Origin of the sequence: Fluoribacter gormanii (assembly GCF_900156395.1) — a bacterium.
Lineage (GTDB): Bacteria > Pseudomonadota > Gammaproteobacteria > Legionellales > Legionellaceae > Legionella > Legionella gormanii.
On the sequence record NZ_FTNL01000005.1, the window covers coordinates 30,636 to 48,661 of the forward strand.

Here is an 18,026-nt window from a genome sequence, read left to right on the forward strand (position 1 = left end):
ATAAAGCAGAAAGAGCGTTATTAAACCATATTTTGCCTAAATAAACAAAATTTGAGCGGAGGAAGGCAAAGAGGATGTATACTAGAAGAGACTAAAGATCACTGAATAATAAGGATTTTTATATGCTAGAACAGCCTTTTAAAATAACGAAACTTTTTATTTTGCTCAGTATGATACTTTATCTTTTGGTACTCTCTGCGATTCAATATCCTTTGACCACCTTACTCAAAGCAATTCCCATTGCTTTGTTGATGTTATTTACTGTTCAAATTAATCCACAAAGACAAGTAAAAACGTTATTACTCTGTGCCTTAGGCTTTTCAATAATTGGTGATGTCTTTTTGACTCTTCCAGTAAAGATTGCACTGCAACTAGGAATCCTGGCGTTTATGGGCGCACATTGCATGTACATTAGTATCTTTTTAAAAAGAATGCGATTTCAACGAAAAAACTTGCTTTCTTTTTTGCCAATTTTAGTCTTTGTCCTGATAAGCTTTTACTTTTTATCTCCGCATCTAGGGGAAATGAAAAAACCAGTAGCCATTTATTTATGCCTGTTGACCTTAATGGTATTTTGTTCCTTTCAAGTAAAACAGCAATCACTGTTGATACGGACAGGAGCTTGTCTTTTTCTACTGTCTGATTTTGTTTTGTCTTTAGACTTATTTGTATTTTCTGGTAATAAGCTAACAGCTATTTTAATTATGTTTCTTTATTACGCCGCCCAGTTTTTGTTAGTAATAGGAATTACCAGGCCCAAAGAGCAAATTTCTACAATTTGCGCTACGCGTGTTAATAAAAAAAACAAATAGCAACCTTTCTAAAAATCGCATATAAAATGTAAAAAACATATAGTTAACTTTTTTAATATGGCTCAGTTTAATGAAAACAGGACATATTGGAACTAATGGAAATTCAAAGATGTTAAGCCTTAATGAAATTCAAGAAACGCTAGAACAAGATGCAGTAGCCCAGATTAAAGAATCCCTTTTAAATGAATTAAAACAATCTATTCTGAAAGACAGTACGATTACACCAGATATAAAAACATTGTTATTGTTCGAATTAACAAAGCACTTACTTGATATTGAACTGGATAAGACAGTGATTACAGGTAAACAAAAAATTACAGATATACATACTCCTATTCCAACATCGATTAGCAAGAGAGAACAAAACAGTTCCGTTGAGACAACAAATACAGGTGAAAATAGCACACCAAACAACCATTCAATGAGAAAAAATTCAGGACTGCATAAAAAATTGAGGCTTAATTTAGACGAACAAAAAAAAGAAGAGTGTCCAAAAGAACAAAAATCACCAAAAAATAAATGTGAAACGACAACAGCAAAATCAAGCGAAGCGCACTCAAACTCTCAGTCTCCGGCACGAAGAAACTCTGGTAGTCCAAGATGGTTACTTTCAGGAAGTAATGCTTCACCAAAACGACAAAAATCACTACCAAACACTCATGCCAAAAAAAAAGAATCACCCAAAAACAATGATTTTCTTGAACAACTCCCTATAAGTAAGGAAACTTTTCAACAATATCTTAGTTTTGCAAAAACCTACTTAAGAGAGAGAGATAAAAACATTCATGTCATGCATGATGAAGATCGGCCTGATGTACAACTTATTGTCACACCTCACAGAGATATGAAAAACAATAGAGAGCTCCCAGAGAAGACTGTTATTTTAATTAATAAAAAAGAAATTGAGGGATGCGGTGCTAACAAAGTAATTAAAGGTTATGAATTGATCAATCGAAATTTTCTTGCAGTAAAAATACTCAATTCAGCAGTAACTCCTGAAGTACGTGACATCGAAATGGAAAATCTGACAAAGCGAGGATGGTTTTATGGCTGTTATAAATTAAATCAAGGTGAATTTGCCATAGCTATGAAACGAATTCCTGGAGATACTTTATTACAATTTCTCTATGTTATTGATCATGAGGTTTCGCAAGATGACATCTACTCGAGTCATTATCTAGGCAAAAAAAATCTTAGTGTTGATTTACAATATAAGATAATACTTCATTTGATGAAAGAAGTATTAAAACTTCATGAACAGTTTCAATTATTACATCGAGATCTAAAACCTGCAAACATTAAGGTATACTTTAAAAATGGGGAAATAAAGATACGCCTAATCGATTTTGGAGATGCTGTTGCTTTAGGTTCTAATATAAAAGAGCTTTGTGGGACCGAAGGTTACACAGATCCTGAAATTAGCAGTATTGACAATCAACAACCCTACAAAAAAGACCATGATATTTTTTCTCTAGGTATTATTATTGCTGAAATTCTTACAAAAAATAATTATCAACAAGCAATTAAAGAACATAAAAAGCAATTCACGACTGAAATAGTTACTCCCAGAATGTCGGATACGCAAATGAAAGCGCAAATGGATGATGTTTTTAAACCAGAAGTAATTCCTGATCACTATAATAGCTATCAAGATCATCAGAATAATATGCAAAATTTCATGCTTCAAGAGCTCAAAAAACTAGCAATAAAAATGGTGGTTACACGATTGAGAAATTCTTCCCTCAAGGAAGAAATCGAAAGGCTTGAAGATCTAGAAAAGGATAGTCTAAAATTCTCCAAAAAAATGGAGTCATTTTTTGAAAGTAAAAGCAATACCCAGGCTTCGTTAAATAAAATGAATATCAAGTTCAATGCCGGGCTTTTCTTTCCTCAAAAAGAATTTACAATAAGCTCACCTCAGGATGCCACAGAGTGCTTCAAAAGCATGCATTCAGCAACTGATGAAGCGAATTATAAATTATTTATCTAGTATTTAGATACCATATAAGCATGGGATTGGTGATATTAATCGGTCAATCCCAGATGGGATTTCATAGACACGAGTTATATGTGAGTATCTGCTTTATTAATTGTGACTTTTTGACACGCTGAATTCTTAGGCTTAATATACATAGCTTAAATGCCTTAAGATTGCATATCTGTTGATGTTTCTGCAGTTAAGCAACAAAGCTCAGGATGGGTTTGAAATGCGTAAATTGCTGCTCGTTGGTTTGGCTCTTTTCCTGCTCGCAGCCTGCGAAAAAGAAAATAATACCTTTAGTGGATATATTGATACTGATCTTGTTTATTTGTCTGCAGATTTTGGCGGACGACTGACTGAATTAGCCGTATTAAAGGGGCAGTTAGTCAAAAATAATCAATTCCTATTCAAGCTCGAGCAAACCAGCGAACGTTATAATGTCAAAATGAGCAAATTAACTCAAAAAGATCTGCATGCTCAACGCCAACAAATTTTGACCCAGCTCAACTACAATGAAATCAACTATCGGCGTACCCTGGAAATGCGTAAGCAAAATGCAGCAAGCCAAAATGATCTTGATGCGGCTCAGAGAGATTTAAACATTTCAAAAGAACAACTTAATGATATTGATTTTAGAATCAAGAACAATCAGGTTGATACTGCCGACAAAAAATGGCAGATGACGCGCAAGGAAAATTTTGCACCAGAATTAGGCATTATATTTGATACTTATTATTCAAGAGGTGAGTTCGTCCAAGCAGGAGCACCTGTACTTTCCTTAATTACCAAAAATAATATTAAAGCTATATTTTTCGTTCCTGAAGAACAACTTGCTCAATTACGCCTTAATGAGCACGTTAAGATTAAGACCGACAACAATGAACATTTTGCTGAAGGACATATTTTCTATATTTCAAATATTGCTGAATACACTCCCCCCATTATTTATTCCCGTGAGGAACGTCAACGTCTTGTATTCAGAATCGAAGCAAAAATTGATTCGCCTGACCTGGAAAAAATTCATCTCGGTCAACCTGTTACCTTGGAATTAGCTTGATGAGTGATTTTGTAATTGATGTAAAACAATTAACAAAAGTATTCGATAACAAAATCGCGGTGGATCACATTAATCTACAAGTAGAAAAGGGATCCATCTTTGGCTTTCTTGGCTCAAATGGGAGTGGCAAAACTACGACTATTCGGATGATCTGCGGTCTTTTAACGCCCACAGATGGAGCAGGATCTTGTCTTGGATATGATATTAAAACCCAAAGCAATGAGATCAAAAAACGTACCGGTTATATGCCTCAAAAATTCAGTTTTTATACAGGCTTGACTGTTCATGAAAACCTTCGCTTCATTGCCGATATCTTTCAGATAAAGAATTCGGCGCAAGCAATAGAAGAAATGATCCAGGAGCTCGGGCTTGAAGACTATCGAAAAGTGCAAGCTGCGAATTTATCGGGAGGATGGAAACAACGCCTAGCCTTAGCATGCAGTTTACTGCATAAACCTCAATTATTATTCTTGGATGAACCTACAGCAGGCGTTGATCCTAAAGCACGTAAAGAATTTTGGGACTATTTACATAAAATTTCCTCACGCGACAGTACCACAATTCTGGTAACGACTCATTACATGGATGAGGCCGAAAAGTGCACCGACTTGGCCTATATTAATTTAGGAAAGCTATTGTTTACAGGCAGCACAAAAAACTTAATTCCGCAGTCAAAAGTCAAAACATATGCAGTGGAAGTTGCTAGAAAAGAACAAAATGAACTAATGGAAAAACTGCTTGATTCATACCCAAAACTATTAGCTTCCATCGTAAATAACGAGCTGCGAATTTCATCACGCAATCATGACTTGTTGGAGCGAGTCATTCAAGAAAACAGCGATCTGTCATTTAGGGAGATCACACCGTCTTTTGAAGAGGTTTTTATCGGATTAATGCGATGAACTATAAATATCTAGCACCAGGAATATCTCTAACTCGTCTGGCTGGTTTAATACGTAAAGAATTTATTCTTGTCACTCGCGATCGAGGCACAATCGCGATGCTTGCCATTTTACCGATTATGTTGCTCATTCTTTTTGGCTTTGCTATTCAATTCGATCCAAAGCATCTGCCTACTACCATTATCAGCTATGATAACTCACCATTGACTAGAAGCTATGTCAGCGCCCTTGAAGCATCAGGATATTTTAAAGTAACTAATGAACTATTAGATGAAGATAAGAAGAATCAAGATTTAGCGAATGGAAAAATAAGCTTCGCTTTTACCATTCCTCCTGATTTTACTCGGAAGTACATTCGTAAAGAAAACCCCCAGTTACTGGTTGAAATCGATGGCTCAGATCCTGGAAGCAGTGCCAGTGCACTGAGCAATGCACTACCAATATTGAATCAAACCCTGAATTCGTTTAATCAACAAGGTTTAGGCTTACCTTCTCCAACTCATGTCGATAGAAGCGTCAACCTCACCATCCACCGCCTCTATAACGAATCAAATACAAGTTCTTATAATATCGTTCCTGGCTTAATCGGTGTGTTACTTACCCTGACTATGGTAATGCTTACTTCAACCGCCATCACATCAGAAAAAGAATCTGGTACCATGGAAATGCTCTTAAGTACTCCATTAAAACCATTGGAGATTATCCTTGGTAAAGTAATCCCATACATTGTTTTAGGATATTTACAACTCACCAGTGTTCTTATTTTTGGCAAGTTATTAATTCATATTCCTACCGAAGGAAGCCTTCTGCTGCTTTATATAGCCGTTGCGCCATTTATTATCGCAAATTTAATGGTAGGCATGATTTTTTCCACCATCGCCCAGATGCCGATGCAGGCAATGCAATTGAGTGTCTTTTATCAATTACCCTCTATGTTTCTATCAGGTTATATTTTTTCTTTCTATGGCATGCCCACGTGGGCACAATTCATAGGATATTGCCTGCCTATGACCTACTTTGTGCGAATTACGCGCGGGATTTTACTAAAGGGTAATACACTCGCACAAATTGTCCCTAACATTTTACCTATTTTATTGATCGCTTTTATTTTGATTCTTTTGACAGGGAAAATATTTAGAACAAAGCTCGACTAATTAAATTTATTTAAAATTGGCCAAATTATGAAACCAAAAATCATCTTGCTCAATCTATTTGCCATATTACTTGGAGGCTGTTGTAAAAACTGCATTACTCATGAAAAAGTGAACTATCCTAACGGCACACGTAGTGGAGTAAAATACATCAGCAACCAAGCCGATTTAAGTCGTGTCGCATGGTGGAAAAAGCTGCATGACCCAAAGCTTAATCAGCTTATAACCCAAGCTCTAGCCTGTAATAATACGATTAGAAGTTCCCATGCGACAATTGAGCAAGCACAAGCGCAACTTAAAGCGGCTCAATATGCATGGATACCAACTCTGGATGCAAGCGCTACTGGTTTTACAGGTGGAACCTGGAATACCCATATTACTCCCCAAGAGCAATTAGCCAATAATACGTTTTTTGCAAACCGTTCCAACCTGAGATTTAGAGGATACAACGCTGGATTTGTTCCAGGCTACACCTTAAATATCTTAAATAATATTAGTAATATTAAAGCAGCCAAAGCCTCTTTAGCGATGGAAGAGGCTCAAGCTCAATCAATAAAATTAGGGATTATTAGCCAAATGAGCGGTGCTTACTTTATGCTCTTGAGTCAACGAGAGCAATTGGCGGTAGAGAATGCTCTGAGTCGTGATTTGAGGAAACTACATCAGCTGGAACAGATTCGATTCCAAAAAGGCGCCAGCAACATCGAAGCCATCACCAATGTCGATCAACAGATTGCACAGGAGGAGGCAAAGATTCCTCAAATTGAAAATATAGTGGCGCAAAGCGAAAATACCATTCACCTCTTACTGAATCAAAACCCCGGTCCTATCGCTACCCATCGTAGCTTATTTTCATTAAATGTAAGTCATCTGATTCCTAAATCATTACCCTCAGCAGTTTTAAAAAATCGCCCTGACATTATGATTGCTTTAAGTAACCTGAAGATGGCCCAGGCGCAAATTGGAGTAGCCTATTCTGCTTTTTTTCCAACGATTACCCTGACTAGCTTAATTGGTGGTGCATCGGTTGATTTAACACATCTTTTAAAATTGAGTACTAACCTTTGGGTTGCTGAGGCCATTGCTTCAACAAAAATATTTAATGCCAGTTCCTATCAAAATATCAAATCAGCTCAGGCTGGATTCAAAGCAATCAATTTTGATTACTTGAACACTCTTCACTCAGCATTCGCAGATGTTGATGATGCGCTTACAACCGAGCAGAAAAACAATTTATCTTATTTACAAACTCAAAAAGGTTATTTGGCAGCTCAAAAAGCATATGCGATTGCACTTGCCCAGTATAAAGCTGGGGCAAAAGATTATCGCAATGTAATCAATGCAAAAATAAATCTTGATCGAAGTAAGTTAAGTTTAATTCAAGAAAAAGCTCAATTACTCGATAGCATTGTGCAAGTATATAATGCTGTTGCAGGAGGATATGATGTAGCTTAACTTACTGATATGTTTGCCTGATTGAAACGCCACCGTGAATCTGACGATACCTCAAACAGCGGAGTTCGGAATAATATCTATTTTTTATCCCAGGTTCCGCTACTTCGCTCTTCAATCACGCTTTTTCATCAAGCGCGTGCTCAACCGCCTTGATCAATCTCCCTGCTTCTGGAGAAGTAGTTGAATAGAAATAGTCAATAAGCTCGCCGTGACGATTGATAAGATATTTATGAAAATTCCATTTCGGTGCCGTGCCAAACCCTAATTTCTGTCTGGCCCACAGATAAAAAGGATGCGCATTTTTTCCTGAAACCACCTCTTTAGCAGCCATCGGAAAAGTTACACCATAATTAACCTGGCAAAAACTAGCAATTTCTTGCTCAGTACCTGGTTCTTGGCCACCAAAATCGTTTGCAGGAACTCCAAGTATGACTAAACCCCTATCTTTATAGGTTTCATAAAGTTTCTCTAGGCTTGCATATTGAGGGGTAAAACCACATTTTGACGCCGTATTCACTACGATTAACACCTTTCCCTTAAAAGATGACAGGGGTAGGGGTTCATGTCCTCGTAATGTATGAAATGAATAATCATAGGCACTGTCATGATGCGGAGTATCAGCTGCTGATAAATTGGAAGTCATCGTAAACCATCCTAGTATTATGAATGAGAGAAAATACATGCTTATCCCTAATATTATTGAAGCTCAGGACTGCATCAGTTTTGGGAATCAAAATCAATAATATACTATTGAACTTGTAAAGCAAGAATGGAAAATAATCAACTCATGTTGACTCCAGTGAATATTCGAGTGTTGCAAACTAAAGTTCATCATTTAGAATGCCTGTTTCTCCACCTGCAGTCTAATTTTTTCTTGCACTTCATACATCTGTACTTCGTCCTTATAATGAGTTCGCGGCCAGAAAAAACCCTTAAGTCCATCGTGTTTGTTTCTGGGAACAATATGTATATGCAGATGGGGGATGCTTTGGCTAATAGTATTATTCATCGCAATGAAGCTTCCTGCAGCGCCCATCGCTTTTTCAACAGCGACCCCCAATCTTTGCGTGAGTAAAAAAAGAGGGGGGACCACAGAATCAGGCACTTCATACAGTGTTTTAATATGCATTTTAGGGGCTAACAATGTATGGCCGGGAAAAAGAGGCCGAGAGTCCAGAAAGGCGATAAAATGCTCGTCTTCAAAAACAATGAACGATTTTTCTTTTTTTGCCACAATTAAGTCAATTACACATTCATTTGCCATTTTATATCCCTATTTTTATCTTGGGCAAGTAACTACAAAATCAAATAGATAATAATGACGAAGAGCACATAGAACAGTGCATTATACCCAGAAATCACCTCGATTACGGATAAAAAAATACCTAAATATCATTTGCTCTTTCTTATCTAGATGATTTCAGTGCCATACTTTATTATCTGGTTTTTTTAAATAAGATGAGTTGGAGTAACAATATAATGAAAAAATATTCTCTACTTTTGTTCTTAGTGTTTTCTCTGTTTCAATACAATGGCGTCGCATTTTCACTCACCATAACAAGTCCAGACTTTAAAATGAATTCACTCATTCCAGACCAGTATACGTGTTCAGGAGCAGATCAATCCCCACCCTTGGCTTGGACCAATATTCCCCCCCAAACACAATCGTTTGCGCTGATTGTAGATGATCCGGATTCGCCTGAAGGCGTCTGGACACACTGGATTCTATTTAATATACCTCCCTCTGTAAATGAATTAGACGCTGGAAGCCCAGTTCCTTCAGGAGCTGCAAATGCAAAAAACAGTTGGGATGGCTTAGGATATCGAGGTCCTTGCCCTCCTTTTGGAATTGCTCATAGCTATCATTTTAAATTATATGCTCTGGATACGGTATTAAGTTTGGGAGATGGCACAACGCGAGATTTAGTATTGAATGCCATGACTGGGCATGTTATCGGTGAAGCTGAATTAGTCGGACTTTACCAGAGATTTAAACAATAAAGCCTGCGGTTGTATAGCATAAATTGAACCTGGGTACAGCAAAGCGGAATCCAGGTTTGCTTCGCTGCACACAGGCTACAATTACTCATTTAACTAGTATGGCTTTAGTAATATCACTTTTCTGCATGAAATGAATCTGCCCGAGCCACTCCTTTTTTGACAAAATTCAAATCAGAATTGATAATTAATTATCAATTTTAAAATCATTTCACTACTTTTCTGAGAGCATGACATGAATGCTGAACTTTTTTTTACAATAAATCGTGTCAACTCTGTTCCGCTTTATTTATTATCTCCAAAGCAATTACAGGATAAAAATGTAACATTAACCCCTGTTGAGCGTAATTACTTTGTCCAAACTCAATTTAATGGGGCAATTGGCGAATATTGCTTCTTTCATAACTCTGAAGGATTATTAGAGAAAGTCTATATTGGGACTGGTAATGAAAATCAAATATTAGCGATGGCTCATGCCGCTTTATTATTGCCAGCAAACCATTACCAACTGCAAGAAACATGCTCTGAAGAAGCCGCCTTATATTGGGCGTTAGCTCAATATCGATTTGACCAATACAAAAAAGATTCAACTTCTCCTCGAGTCTTGGTAGTTGAGTCACAAATGTTCTCTGAGCTAATCGATTTAACTCAAGCTCACTTTTTAGTACGTGATCTAATCAATCAACCGGCGAGTGATATGGGGCCTAAAGAAATGGCAAATAGGGTTGCGGCATTAGCTGCAGAGAATTGCGCACAATTCAAACAATGGATTGGTGATGAACTGCTACAGGCCAATTTTCCTGCCATTCATGCGGTTGGTCGTGCCGCCCAACAAGAACCACGTCTGCTCTCCTTAATCTGGGGTGATGAAAACAATCCTCGTATCACCCTAATAGGCAAAGGCGTTTGTTTCGATACGGGGGGATTGAATCTTAAATCCCCATATGGGATGCGAATAATGAAGAAAGACATGGGCGGTGCAGCACATGTGATAGGCCTTGCTCACTGGATCATGAAACGAAATGTACCTATTCGTTTGCATGTCCTTATTCCCGTGGTCGAAAATGCTATTGGTCCTAATGCTCTTAGACCTGGTGATGTTTTAACTATGCGCAATGGATTAACTGTAGAAATCGATAATACAGATGCAGAAGGACGTCTAATTTTAGCCGATGTTTTGGTAAAAGCCTGTGAAGAAGAACCCGAGTTATTGATTGACTTTGCTACCTTATCCTCCTCCGCTCGTGTTTCTGTAGGAACTGAAATGTCAGCATTTTTTACTAATAATGAATCTTTAGCCGCGGGAATAATCGATGCGTCCTATAAAGCAGCCGATCCTGTATGGCGTTTGCCTTTATTTGCGGCTTATGAAAAATTTCTGCGCTCATCTCTTGCTGATATGTCAAATTGCAGTGATTATCCTTATGCTGGAGCTATTATCGCGGCATTATTTCTCAAGAGTTACATTACCAAGACAACCCCTTGGGTACATTTTGACATTATGGCATGGAGTGAGCAAAGTACACCCGGAAAACCCGAAGGTGGCGAAGCTATGGGGTTACGTGCGGTTATGGAGTATTTATTGCGTGTTTATGGCTAAGCGTAGCATTGTACTCTCAGGCTACGACGAGTCTAATTTGAATTCCGCTAATGGATAGTAATTTTGCCACCCCTTTTCTGATCTACTTTCTATAAGATGGATCTTGTTAACCGTAACGGCTGGTACAGCCGTTTTTTTTATTGTCTCCAACAGCTCATAGCGCATCCCTCGCCGAATCAATCTACCCAGAGTTAGGTGTCCACGAAATGGCCGCGTTTCAATCGGAATATTTAAAGCAATTAGCGAACTCCCGATTGTATCGGCCAGCATTGCTAAAGTAGCTTGGGGTTGAACAGATACTGAGAGAATCTTAGGATGACGCAAGTTTGGAAACCATTCCAGGGGGCCGAATACAAGTTGAAATGTGGGGACATTTTTTATTGCCGTGCGCACACTTTCAGTCACAGCCATCAACTGCTCTTGCGGTATGTTTCCGAGAAACTGTAATGTGATATGCATTTTTTCTACATGGACCCAGCGAATATATTCTGCAGGCATAATGTGTTGTAGGATCTTTAAACTCCTGAATAAATGAACCTGAGTTTCCTTTGGAAGGAGAATTGCGAAAAAAACTCGTAACGTGTGCATCATTTCCTCATGAGAAATTGATTCATTATTCATTAAATGAAGCATCCTTTAGTATTCTTCATCAAAAGAGCTGATACTATATAGTATAATAATATTGCCCAGGCAAAATTGCATACTCTAAAGACCTTAAAACTCGTTGCATAGAGTAATTGGATATTCAATTTATTGAATCACCAACAAAAAAACGCTTATTTTGCTGCTAGAATAACTATTAAATCAATCACGCTGGCTGAACCGTTTATGAAACTCATCAGGATCAGTACTGAGAAACAGCAGTTAGAAATTAAGCAGCGTTTAATTCGTTTTTTTGGATTCTTATTAATCTTAGGATGTATTTTCGGTTTTTTACTCCTTATGATGCAGTATCAAATTGTATGCAAGCAAAAACAATATAATCAGGCAAATGAGTGCATCCTGAAGCGCTCTATTTATAATTTTTACCACGGCACAACGATTTTAGGTGAATTACGAGAGGCCCGAGTAGAACCTAGCCATGGTAGTAAAGGTGGAACTCTTTTTTCATTGTATTTATATACCGATCATGGTTCAATTAACCTTTCTGCTGGCAGCTCCAGTGGCCAACATGATAAAGAAATTGCTGCCAATGCAATCAATACCTACATAAAAACAAGCATAAAGAAAAGTTTCAACATCCCCTATCCAGCCAATAGGCTTTTTATTTTTCTTGATGCCATTTTCTTTATAGTCGGTTTGTTGTTGCTGTCAATTAAGGATGCAATCATTGTATTTGATAAAACACTACAAACGGTAACAATTAGACACAAGGGACTCTGGGGTCAAATTGAAGAAATTAAATTTCCCTTAACTGATGTTGATAAAGTGATTCTTGAAGAAATGCAAGGATCTAAAGGCTCTATTGTTTACCGTTTGGCTTTAGCGTTTAAAGACAAGCCCCCGTACCCGCTTATCGCAACTTATGATTCTGCATACATCAATAAAGAAAAAATTGCGAATCAATTAAATGAATTTATTCACAGTGAGCCCCCCATCCGCAAGGATGGGTTATAGATAAAGTTTAACCAAGGTGATAGCATTGGTCTTTTATGTTTGAACGTGAATGAAATACCGTCCCGATATTGATGGACTGAGAGCCATTGCAATTATACTGGTCTTAATTTATCACGCAGGACTCTCTTTTTTTCCTTCAGGATTTATAGGGGTCGATGTATTTTTTGTTATCTCTGGCTTTCTCATTACCCGGAGCATCCATAAATCACTCCAAAATCATTCCTTTTCCTTTTTAGAGTTTTACAATCGAAGACTCTGGCGTTTACAACCTGTTTTCATTTGTTTGCTCGTTTTGACAACCATCTTAACTTTGTTGTTTTTTTTACCTGATGATTTAATGCAATACAGCAAAAGCGCGCGCAAAACTTCTTTGTTTTTGTCCAATTTATTCTTTGATAGGACGACAACCGGTTATTTTTCCCCCGACACGCATCAACTTCCCTTACTTCATACATGGTCTCTTTCAATAGAATGGCAATGCTATTTACTTTTGCCAGTCTTTATCTATTGTTTACATCGTTTCTCGCCTAAGAGATATTTGATTCCCATTCTAATTGGATTGACCTTTATCGCTTTGCTTGGTTCCTTATACAATGCCAGAACGTTACCTGCACATACCTATTACTTACTCTCCAGCAGAATCTTTGAGTTTTTAACGGGCTCTTGTGTTGCACTCATCCCAATGACGGTGCGTTCAGTCAATAAATATCTTTTGGATCTTATTGGCGGTATGGCATTAATAATCTTGCTCTATATTGCTAAACTTAATCCCGTGTTAGCAGGTTATCCCGATGTGGGTGCATTTGTTGTTTGCAGTGCAACAGGATTCCTTATTGCCATAGGAAGCTGTTCCCCTAAAAACATCTTAAGCCAATTACTTTCCAGAAAACCTTTAGTGTTCATAGGCCTGTTGTCTTATTCGCTTTACATTTGGCATTGGGTTATTTTCTCAGTTTTAAGATATCAAAGCATTGAAGAAACCCCCATCATTTTATTTGCTGCTTTTGGGCTTATTTTTCTTTTAGCCTATCTCTCGTGGCGTTTTATTGAAAAACCATCAAAGCGCTGGAGGAACATGCAATTTCGTTCTACTTTTACACTTCTGTTATTAGTTCCCATGCTTGTTTTTCACCTAACTGATTATCTGATAAAAAAAAATCATGGGTTTCCTCAGCGTTTTGATGGCGAACTATTAACCGTATATCAGCAATTAGACCAATACAACAACCCAATGAGGGATTTGTGTGTTACCGATCATCTGCATGAAATCAATATGCAATGTCTCGCCGGTGCAAAGAAATCTGATAGTAAACGCGCATTAATGATCGGGGATTCATTTTCGAATCATTATTGGGGTTTTGCGGATGTATTAGGACAAGCTGCAAATGTCTCCATTTTAATGCAAACAGTATCTTCCTGCTTAACCTTGCCTGATATTTATCTCTATAACTGGTGGCACTTTAAAAATCAAGTTTATACACTCTGTCATGAACTAACCCAAAAATATTATCAAATGATTCAAACTAATCATTATGATTATGTCATCATTGGGCAGTTATGGGCTGATTATTTGTCAGAAAACATCATCAATAATTTGAATGATCAACGCTCTTTAATCTTGACCAAAAAGCGACTGGAAGAAGCTTTGGATAAAGCACTTTCAATCATTACTCGCTCGGGAGCAAAACCTGTATTAATTCACGCAACCGCTTTAATGCAAAATAATTTTCATGATTGCGTTTTTAAACATATAAAATTAAGAAGAGCATATACGCCACATGAATGTGATTTTACCTTTTATGAGGATCCATGGTTTCATCAGCTATTTGATCAAATGAAAGATAAGTACCCGCAATTGGTTATAATTGATCCCAAAGAAGTACAATGCGAAAACAATATTTGCAAAGCAGACTTCAATGGTGTTCCAATTTATCGTGATGTAGGTCACATTACTGATTATGCTTCATACCAATTTGGAATGCTTTATTTAAAAAAATTCCCTAATCCTTTGGGCTAATTTTTCTTTGCGACACGACTTATTATTTTTAGTACTGGATTAATAAAACGAAATAGCTTGCTTCTTGTTATAGGATATTTAGGGATTTTTTTTTATTTCAGGATTATATATTGTTCGTTAAAGAAACAGGCACGAAGCATTTATTTCATTAAATACTTTGTGCTAACAATATTTCTGTTGATGACAATGTATTGAGTAGTGCGAGATGGATCAAGATTTGAATAGTACGAACGCATTCAAATCTTGATCGAAGATTAGTTATGCTCTAGCCGGCACTTTTGGTCTGATTCGTTATAATGTTAGGCAAACCATAAACCATGATGGATTTACCAACATCAGCAGAATTAAAATTACCATAACCGCAACCAAGCATAACCAGGCCTTTGGCAACAGACGGTCCTACATACATAGCGCCCTCATCACAGTTCATTTCCTTTAAATAGGCACCTGTTTTGGCATCCAGCGCATACACTGTTCCATAATAGACAGGCCAATAAACAATATCATTGGCATTTGCAGGTACACCATTACTTCTTGCCTTTTGTTGATGAGCCAAAGGAATTTTGCTGCTGTTAGGCATTACATTGACTGGTACCTTAAATTGATTATTTTTGATTACGATGTCAAAATTTAGGCCATACTTAAATCGCTCATCGACCGAATAAAGCTGATCAGGACAACCAGGAGAATTGACATCAACGATCTCTGATTGTGCAGGAAGAGTCTGCCATTTTAGTTGCCCGGTATTCGCGTCAATCGCATTAAGATAGCCTGACATACAGGTTTTTCGACCATTCGCCAATATGGACAAATAATTTACAACCCCTCCAAAGTTAGGCACAATTCCGCCTGCGGAACAAGCGACATAGATCGTTTCATTTTTTGGATCGTAACTTAATCCCCAATGAGTTCCCCCTATAGCGCTTCCTACACATACATCAGCCTTTCTAATAACTTTTCCAGTCTCAGCCTTAATCCAAAATAGCGCCCCTCCCTTATTATGGGAAATAACCACTTTACCTAATGATTTGAGATCAGCCACAATTGGAGAGCTACCGCTAATATCCCAGTCAGGACCAGGAACTGGAACATTGCAAGGTTGATCGATATTCAGCCCACAAGAACCTTGCCAATTATCAAGACCTTGTGTTGGCACATGCCAGGAATAACTGCCATCCTTCATATTCAAAGCAATTATAGAGTTCGATGCAAGCGGTTGTGTAATTCCTAACTGCTTTAATCGAGCTTCTGCTTCTTTCAAACATTCAGTAGCCCCTTTTCCTGTTTGCCCCTTTTGCGTAGTACTAAATTCAGGAGTGGTAATAGACTGCGGTCTTTGCATACATGCACTGGCAAAATCTGGATAATTATAAAGTTGTCCCGAACCATAAATAACCAAACCAAGCTCTGGAATAATAGAAGGGGCACTCGCCCAAACACCACCACCCGCAAACCAAGTACCGGGTTGATAGTTAGCCGGACGTGGTGGAATAGTGAATTGAGTCCACTTAATTGAAGGCATATCTGGAGATAAACCTTGTCCCCCTAAATTCAGGGCGATCATATGCCCTCTAAAAGTCATGGGAAGGTTACCAAAAGCATTATTTAAACTTGAAAAACCAAGATAAGCCGTATTTTTATAGATGCGAGGACTTGCGGTTGTACTTGGTGTAACCGCATCCATTCCAACAGCCACCTCACTTGGGTCAACCAAGTCTATTTGCCACAATTTTTCGCCAGTTTTTGCATCAAGAGCAATTGCAAAGGGAGGGGTTATAAACCATAAACTGGGAGGTAAAGAAAAAATGCTATCAATAGCAGTATATAGCAGTGTACCCTGACCATTACCACGCTCATAATAAGCAGGCGAGGAACGAACAGACGGTGTATAACCAAAAGGAAGAACGAGACCGACTAAAGTACCTACGTTTTGTACCCAAAGTTGATTACATCCTATAAAGTTACCATACTCATCTCGCTGAATTTGATGAGCTCCTATTACTCCAGCAAAACCAGTCCAATATATAGTATCATTTACAATGACTGGTTTGGCACTGTTCGAAAAACTTGATGTATTTGATGGAGTAGGTACAAGACCTTGTGTATAATCAATTTTGCATAATTCCACGATTTTTTTCACATTATCTACAGTAACACCTGAGTTGATATTGTGATGACTATTTTGAATATTTTGTCCCCAGTTGTTCCAATCCGCTAATTCTTTCGTTTTGGTAATCGACAAAATATTGTTCTTATCAGGTTGATAACACTGATTTGGATTAGCACCCCCATCTGGATTTGCCTGGCATAACACTGGACCATAATGTAAACCAGCAATCGGGAGCATGCGTCCAATAATTTTAAATGTAGCCGAACAGCTATCTCCCTTAGACCCTTTAGGCGCCAAGCGACAGGAATTAGTCTGGACAAGACCTGGAGTGGGTTGTAACGCTAAAGTTTTCGACTTTCTTGATTGGTTTTGTACCGTATAAGTAATCGTCGCTGTAACATTTTCAGGAAGAGTCTGTTTGTTATTGCCAGCCTCTAAAGTCATCGTCCACAGAGGCTGTCCCGCCTGTGTAGAGGAGATGCAGCTTAATCCGAGAAAAAAACAAAAGATCGGTAAATTCTTTGTCATACAGTAATCCTTACGCTGTATAGGTTAAATTAAACATTATGCCATTTGTGTATAAATGGTTGAGTGTTATACCAGAGTTCTGGGTTTGACCTTCTGCTCTACCTAGACGACTCTTACCCCAGTCAGAAAACTCATAACCAGCACCTACTTGCCAATTCTGATTCAATGCTTTTTCGATTCCTGCACCCACAGTATAGGTAAAGGCGGTTTGGGAATGGGAAGCAAAATTAGGATTAGGTAACGCTTCAAAAATCTTTGGTGTACTTCTAAAAGAGCGTGCCTCATTAAACCCTACACCAACACTCCCACTCACCCAAGGCATTACTACAAATCCCATATCTGCCAATAACTTCCCTTTCAAGGCAACATGAGTATGCTGAATTTTGTAGCTGTAGGTAAAATTATCAAATTCCGGATCCGCATCATCCCAAATGTCTCCAGCAAGACTTGCATTGGTCGTTGCAGCAACGGCCACTCCGAACTGCCCCTGAATTGTGGGATTAAATGAACGATGCAAACCTAAAAATACCTCAAAATTTGCAAGTGCATCCGTTGATTTATCTGCAGCATAGGTCTTTTCAATATCGGGGGTTAGGAAAATGCTTTGACTTTTACCACCATCTTCCCAAACAGGACCAATACTGAGAGCCCCAACCCAAGGGAATGAAGAAGGTTCAATAGCCCCCATGGTTCCAGCCAAAGAACTTTTTGCCAGAATTCCCGTCAATAAAATTACAGTCGATTTTATTTTCAAAACTCAACTCCTTGTTTTTATAAAATATTTATCTATCCATGAAA

15 protein-coding genes are annotated in these 18,026 nt (G+C 38.0%); 10 read left to right on the forward strand and 5 right to left on the reverse strand.

Translation table 11 applies throughout. The annotated features are described in order from the left end of the window. Positions 1 to 122 precede the first annotated feature (122 nt). The 6 genes from BW930_RS04610 to BW930_RS04635 all read left to right on the forward strand — a co-directional run bounded on the left by BW930_RS04610 (position 123) and on the right by BW930_RS04635 (position 7,358). Positions 123 to 812, forward strand: coding sequence for a lysoplasmalogenase (locus BW930_RS04610; protein ID WP_058467211.1), 690 nt, complete (start codon positions 123 to 125; stop codon positions 810 to 812). Positions 813 to 882: 70 nt separating this feature from the next. Beyond that, on the forward strand, positions 883 to 2,802 hold the full coding sequence (locus tag BW930_RS04615) for a protein kinase domain-containing protein (RefSeq protein ID WP_058467212.1): 1,920 nt from the start codon (positions 883 to 885) through the stop codon (positions 2,800 to 2,802). Between the two features lie 217 nt (positions 2,803 to 3,019). Beyond that, on the forward strand, positions 3,020 to 3,850 hold the full coding sequence (locus tag BW930_RS04620) for an HlyD family secretion protein (RefSeq protein WP_058467275.1): 831 nt from the start codon (positions 3,020 to 3,022) through the stop codon (positions 3,848 to 3,850). Continuing rightward, positions 3,850 to 4,752, forward strand: coding sequence for an ABC transporter ATP-binding protein (locus BW930_RS04625; RefSeq protein WP_058467213.1), 903 nt, complete (start codon positions 3,850 to 3,852; stop codon positions 4,750 to 4,752). Before BW930_RS04620 ends, BW930_RS04625 begins: the two co-directional genes overlap by 1 nt. Beyond that, positions 4,749 to 5,906, forward strand: a complete 1,158-nt coding sequence (locus BW930_RS04630) for an ABC transporter permease (RefSeq protein ID WP_058467214.1) — start codon at positions 4,749 to 4,751, stop codon at positions 5,904 to 5,906. Before BW930_RS04625 ends, BW930_RS04630 begins: the two co-directional genes overlap by 4 nt. Before the next feature lie 27 nt (positions 5,907 to 5,933). Beyond that, a complete protein-coding gene (locus BW930_RS04635; protein ID WP_172461603.1) occupies positions 5,934 to 7,358 on the forward strand; it encodes a TolC family protein in 1,425 nt (474 codons plus the stop codon). Positions 7,359 to 7,473: 115 nt separating this feature from the next. Here BW930_RS04635 and BW930_RS04640 read toward each other — a convergent pair whose 3' ends face one another. Both BW930_RS04640 and BW930_RS04645 read right to left on the reverse strand, forming a co-directional pair. Then, complete coding sequence (locus tag BW930_RS04640) at positions 7,474 to 8,001, reverse strand: glutathione peroxidase (RefSeq protein WP_058467216.1); 528 nt, start codon at positions 7,999 to 8,001, stop codon at positions 7,474 to 7,476. Between the two features lie 192 nt (positions 8,002 to 8,193). After that, positions 8,194 to 8,622: an HIT family protein gene (locus BW930_RS04645; protein ID WP_058467217.1), complete on the reverse strand. Its 429-nt coding sequence runs from the start codon at positions 8,620 to 8,622 to the stop codon at positions 8,194 to 8,196. A gap of 215 nt (positions 8,623 to 8,837) precedes the next feature. On the opposite strand from BW930_RS04645, the gene BW930_RS04650 reads away from it, so the two are divergent. Then, on the forward strand, positions 8,838 to 9,359 hold the full coding sequence (locus tag BW930_RS04650; RefSeq protein WP_058467218.1) for a YbhB/YbcL family Raf kinase inhibitor-like protein: 522 nt from the start codon (positions 8,838 to 8,840) through the stop codon (positions 9,357 to 9,359). Positions 9,360 to 9,591: 232 nt separating this feature from the next. Beyond that, complete coding sequence (locus BW930_RS04655; RefSeq protein WP_058467219.1) at positions 9,592 to 10,956, forward strand: leucyl aminopeptidase family protein; 1,365 nt, start codon at positions 9,592 to 9,594, stop codon at positions 10,954 to 10,956. A gap of 21 nt (positions 10,957 to 10,977) precedes the next feature. On the opposite strand, the gene thpR is transcribed toward BW930_RS04655, so the two are convergent. After that, complete coding sequence (gene thpR, locus BW930_RS04660) at positions 10,978 to 11,577, reverse strand: RNA 2',3'-cyclic phosphodiesterase (RefSeq protein ID WP_238587829.1); 600 nt, start codon at positions 11,575 to 11,577, stop codon at positions 10,978 to 10,980. Positions 11,578 to 11,784: 207 nt separating this feature from the next. Here thpR and BW930_RS04665 point away from each other — a divergent pair, with 207 nt between their 5' ends. Then, the gene (locus BW930_RS04665; protein ID WP_058467277.1) at positions 11,785 to 12,573 is read left to right on the forward strand and encodes a hypothetical protein; all 789 of its coding nucleotides are present in this window, start codon (positions 11,785 to 11,787) and stop codon (positions 12,571 to 12,573) included. Between the two features lie 49 nt (positions 12,574 to 12,622). After that, positions 12,623 to 14,590: an acyltransferase family protein gene (locus BW930_RS04670; protein WP_058467220.1), complete on the forward strand. Its 1,968-nt coding sequence runs from the start codon at positions 12,623 to 12,625 to the stop codon at positions 14,588 to 14,590. Positions 14,591 to 14,855: 265 nt separating this feature from the next. Here the strand turns inward: BW930_RS04670 and BW930_RS04675 are convergent, their stop codons facing one another. Further along, positions 14,856 to 17,228, reverse strand: a complete 2,373-nt coding sequence (locus BW930_RS04675; protein ID WP_058467221.1) for a PQQ-binding-like beta-propeller repeat protein — start codon at positions 17,226 to 17,228, stop codon at positions 14,856 to 14,858. A gap of 10 nt (positions 17,229 to 17,238) precedes the next feature. Next, positions 17,239 to 17,982, reverse strand: a complete 744-nt coding sequence (locus tag BW930_RS04680) for an outer membrane protein (protein ID WP_058467222.1) — start codon at positions 17,980 to 17,982, stop codon at positions 17,239 to 17,241. Positions 17,983 to 18,026: the final 44 nt, after the last annotated feature.

Bases quoted from the DNA above. Each gene is read 5' to 3' on its own strand.
- BW930_RS04610 (WP_058467211.1), top strand. From the start codon at position 123: ATGCTAGAACAGCCTTTTAAAATAACGAAACTTTTTATTTTGCTCAGT.
- BW930_RS04615 (WP_058467212.1), top strand. From the start codon at position 883: ATGAAAACAGGACATATTGGAACTAATGGAAATTCAAAGATGTTAAGC.
- BW930_RS04620 (WP_058467275.1), top strand. From the start codon at position 3,020: ATGCGTAAATTGCTGCTCGTTGGTTTGGCTCTTTTCCTGCTCGCAGCC.
- BW930_RS04625 (WP_058467213.1), top strand. From the start codon at position 3,850: ATGAGTGATTTTGTAATTGATGTAAAACAATTAACAAAAGTATTCGAT.
- BW930_RS04630 (WP_058467214.1), top strand. From the start codon at position 4,749: ATGAACTATAAATATCTAGCACCAGGAATATCTCTAACTCGTCTGGCT.
- BW930_RS04635 (WP_172461603.1), top strand. From the start codon at position 5,934: ATGAAACCAAAAATCATCTTGCTCAATCTATTTGCCATATTACTTGGA.
- BW930_RS04640 (WP_058467216.1), bottom strand. From the start codon at position 8,001: ATGACTTCCAATTTATCAGCAGCTGATACTCCGCATCATGACAGTGCC.
- BW930_RS04645 (WP_058467217.1), bottom strand. From the start codon at position 8,622: ATGGCAAATGAATGTGTAATTGACTTAATTGTGGCAAAAAAAGAAAAA.
- BW930_RS04650 (WP_058467218.1), top strand. From the start codon at position 8,838: ATGAAAAAATATTCTCTACTTTTGTTCTTAGTGTTTTCTCTGTTTCAA.
- BW930_RS04655 (WP_058467219.1), top strand. From the start codon at position 9,592: ATGAATGCTGAACTTTTTTTTACAATAAATCGTGTCAACTCTGTTCCG.
- thpR (WP_238587829.1), bottom strand. From the start codon at position 11,577: ATGAATAATGAATCAATTTCTCATGAGGAAATGATGCACACGTTACGA.
- BW930_RS04665 (WP_058467277.1), top strand. From the start codon at position 11,785: ATGAAACTCATCAGGATCAGTACTGAGAAACAGCAGTTAGAAATTAAG.
- BW930_RS04670 (WP_058467220.1), top strand. From the start codon at position 12,623: ATGAAATACCGTCCCGATATTGATGGACTGAGAGCCATTGCAATTATA.
- BW930_RS04675 (WP_058467221.1), bottom strand. From the start codon at position 17,228: ATGACAAAGAATTTACCGATCTTTTGTTTTTTTCTCGGATTAAGCTGC.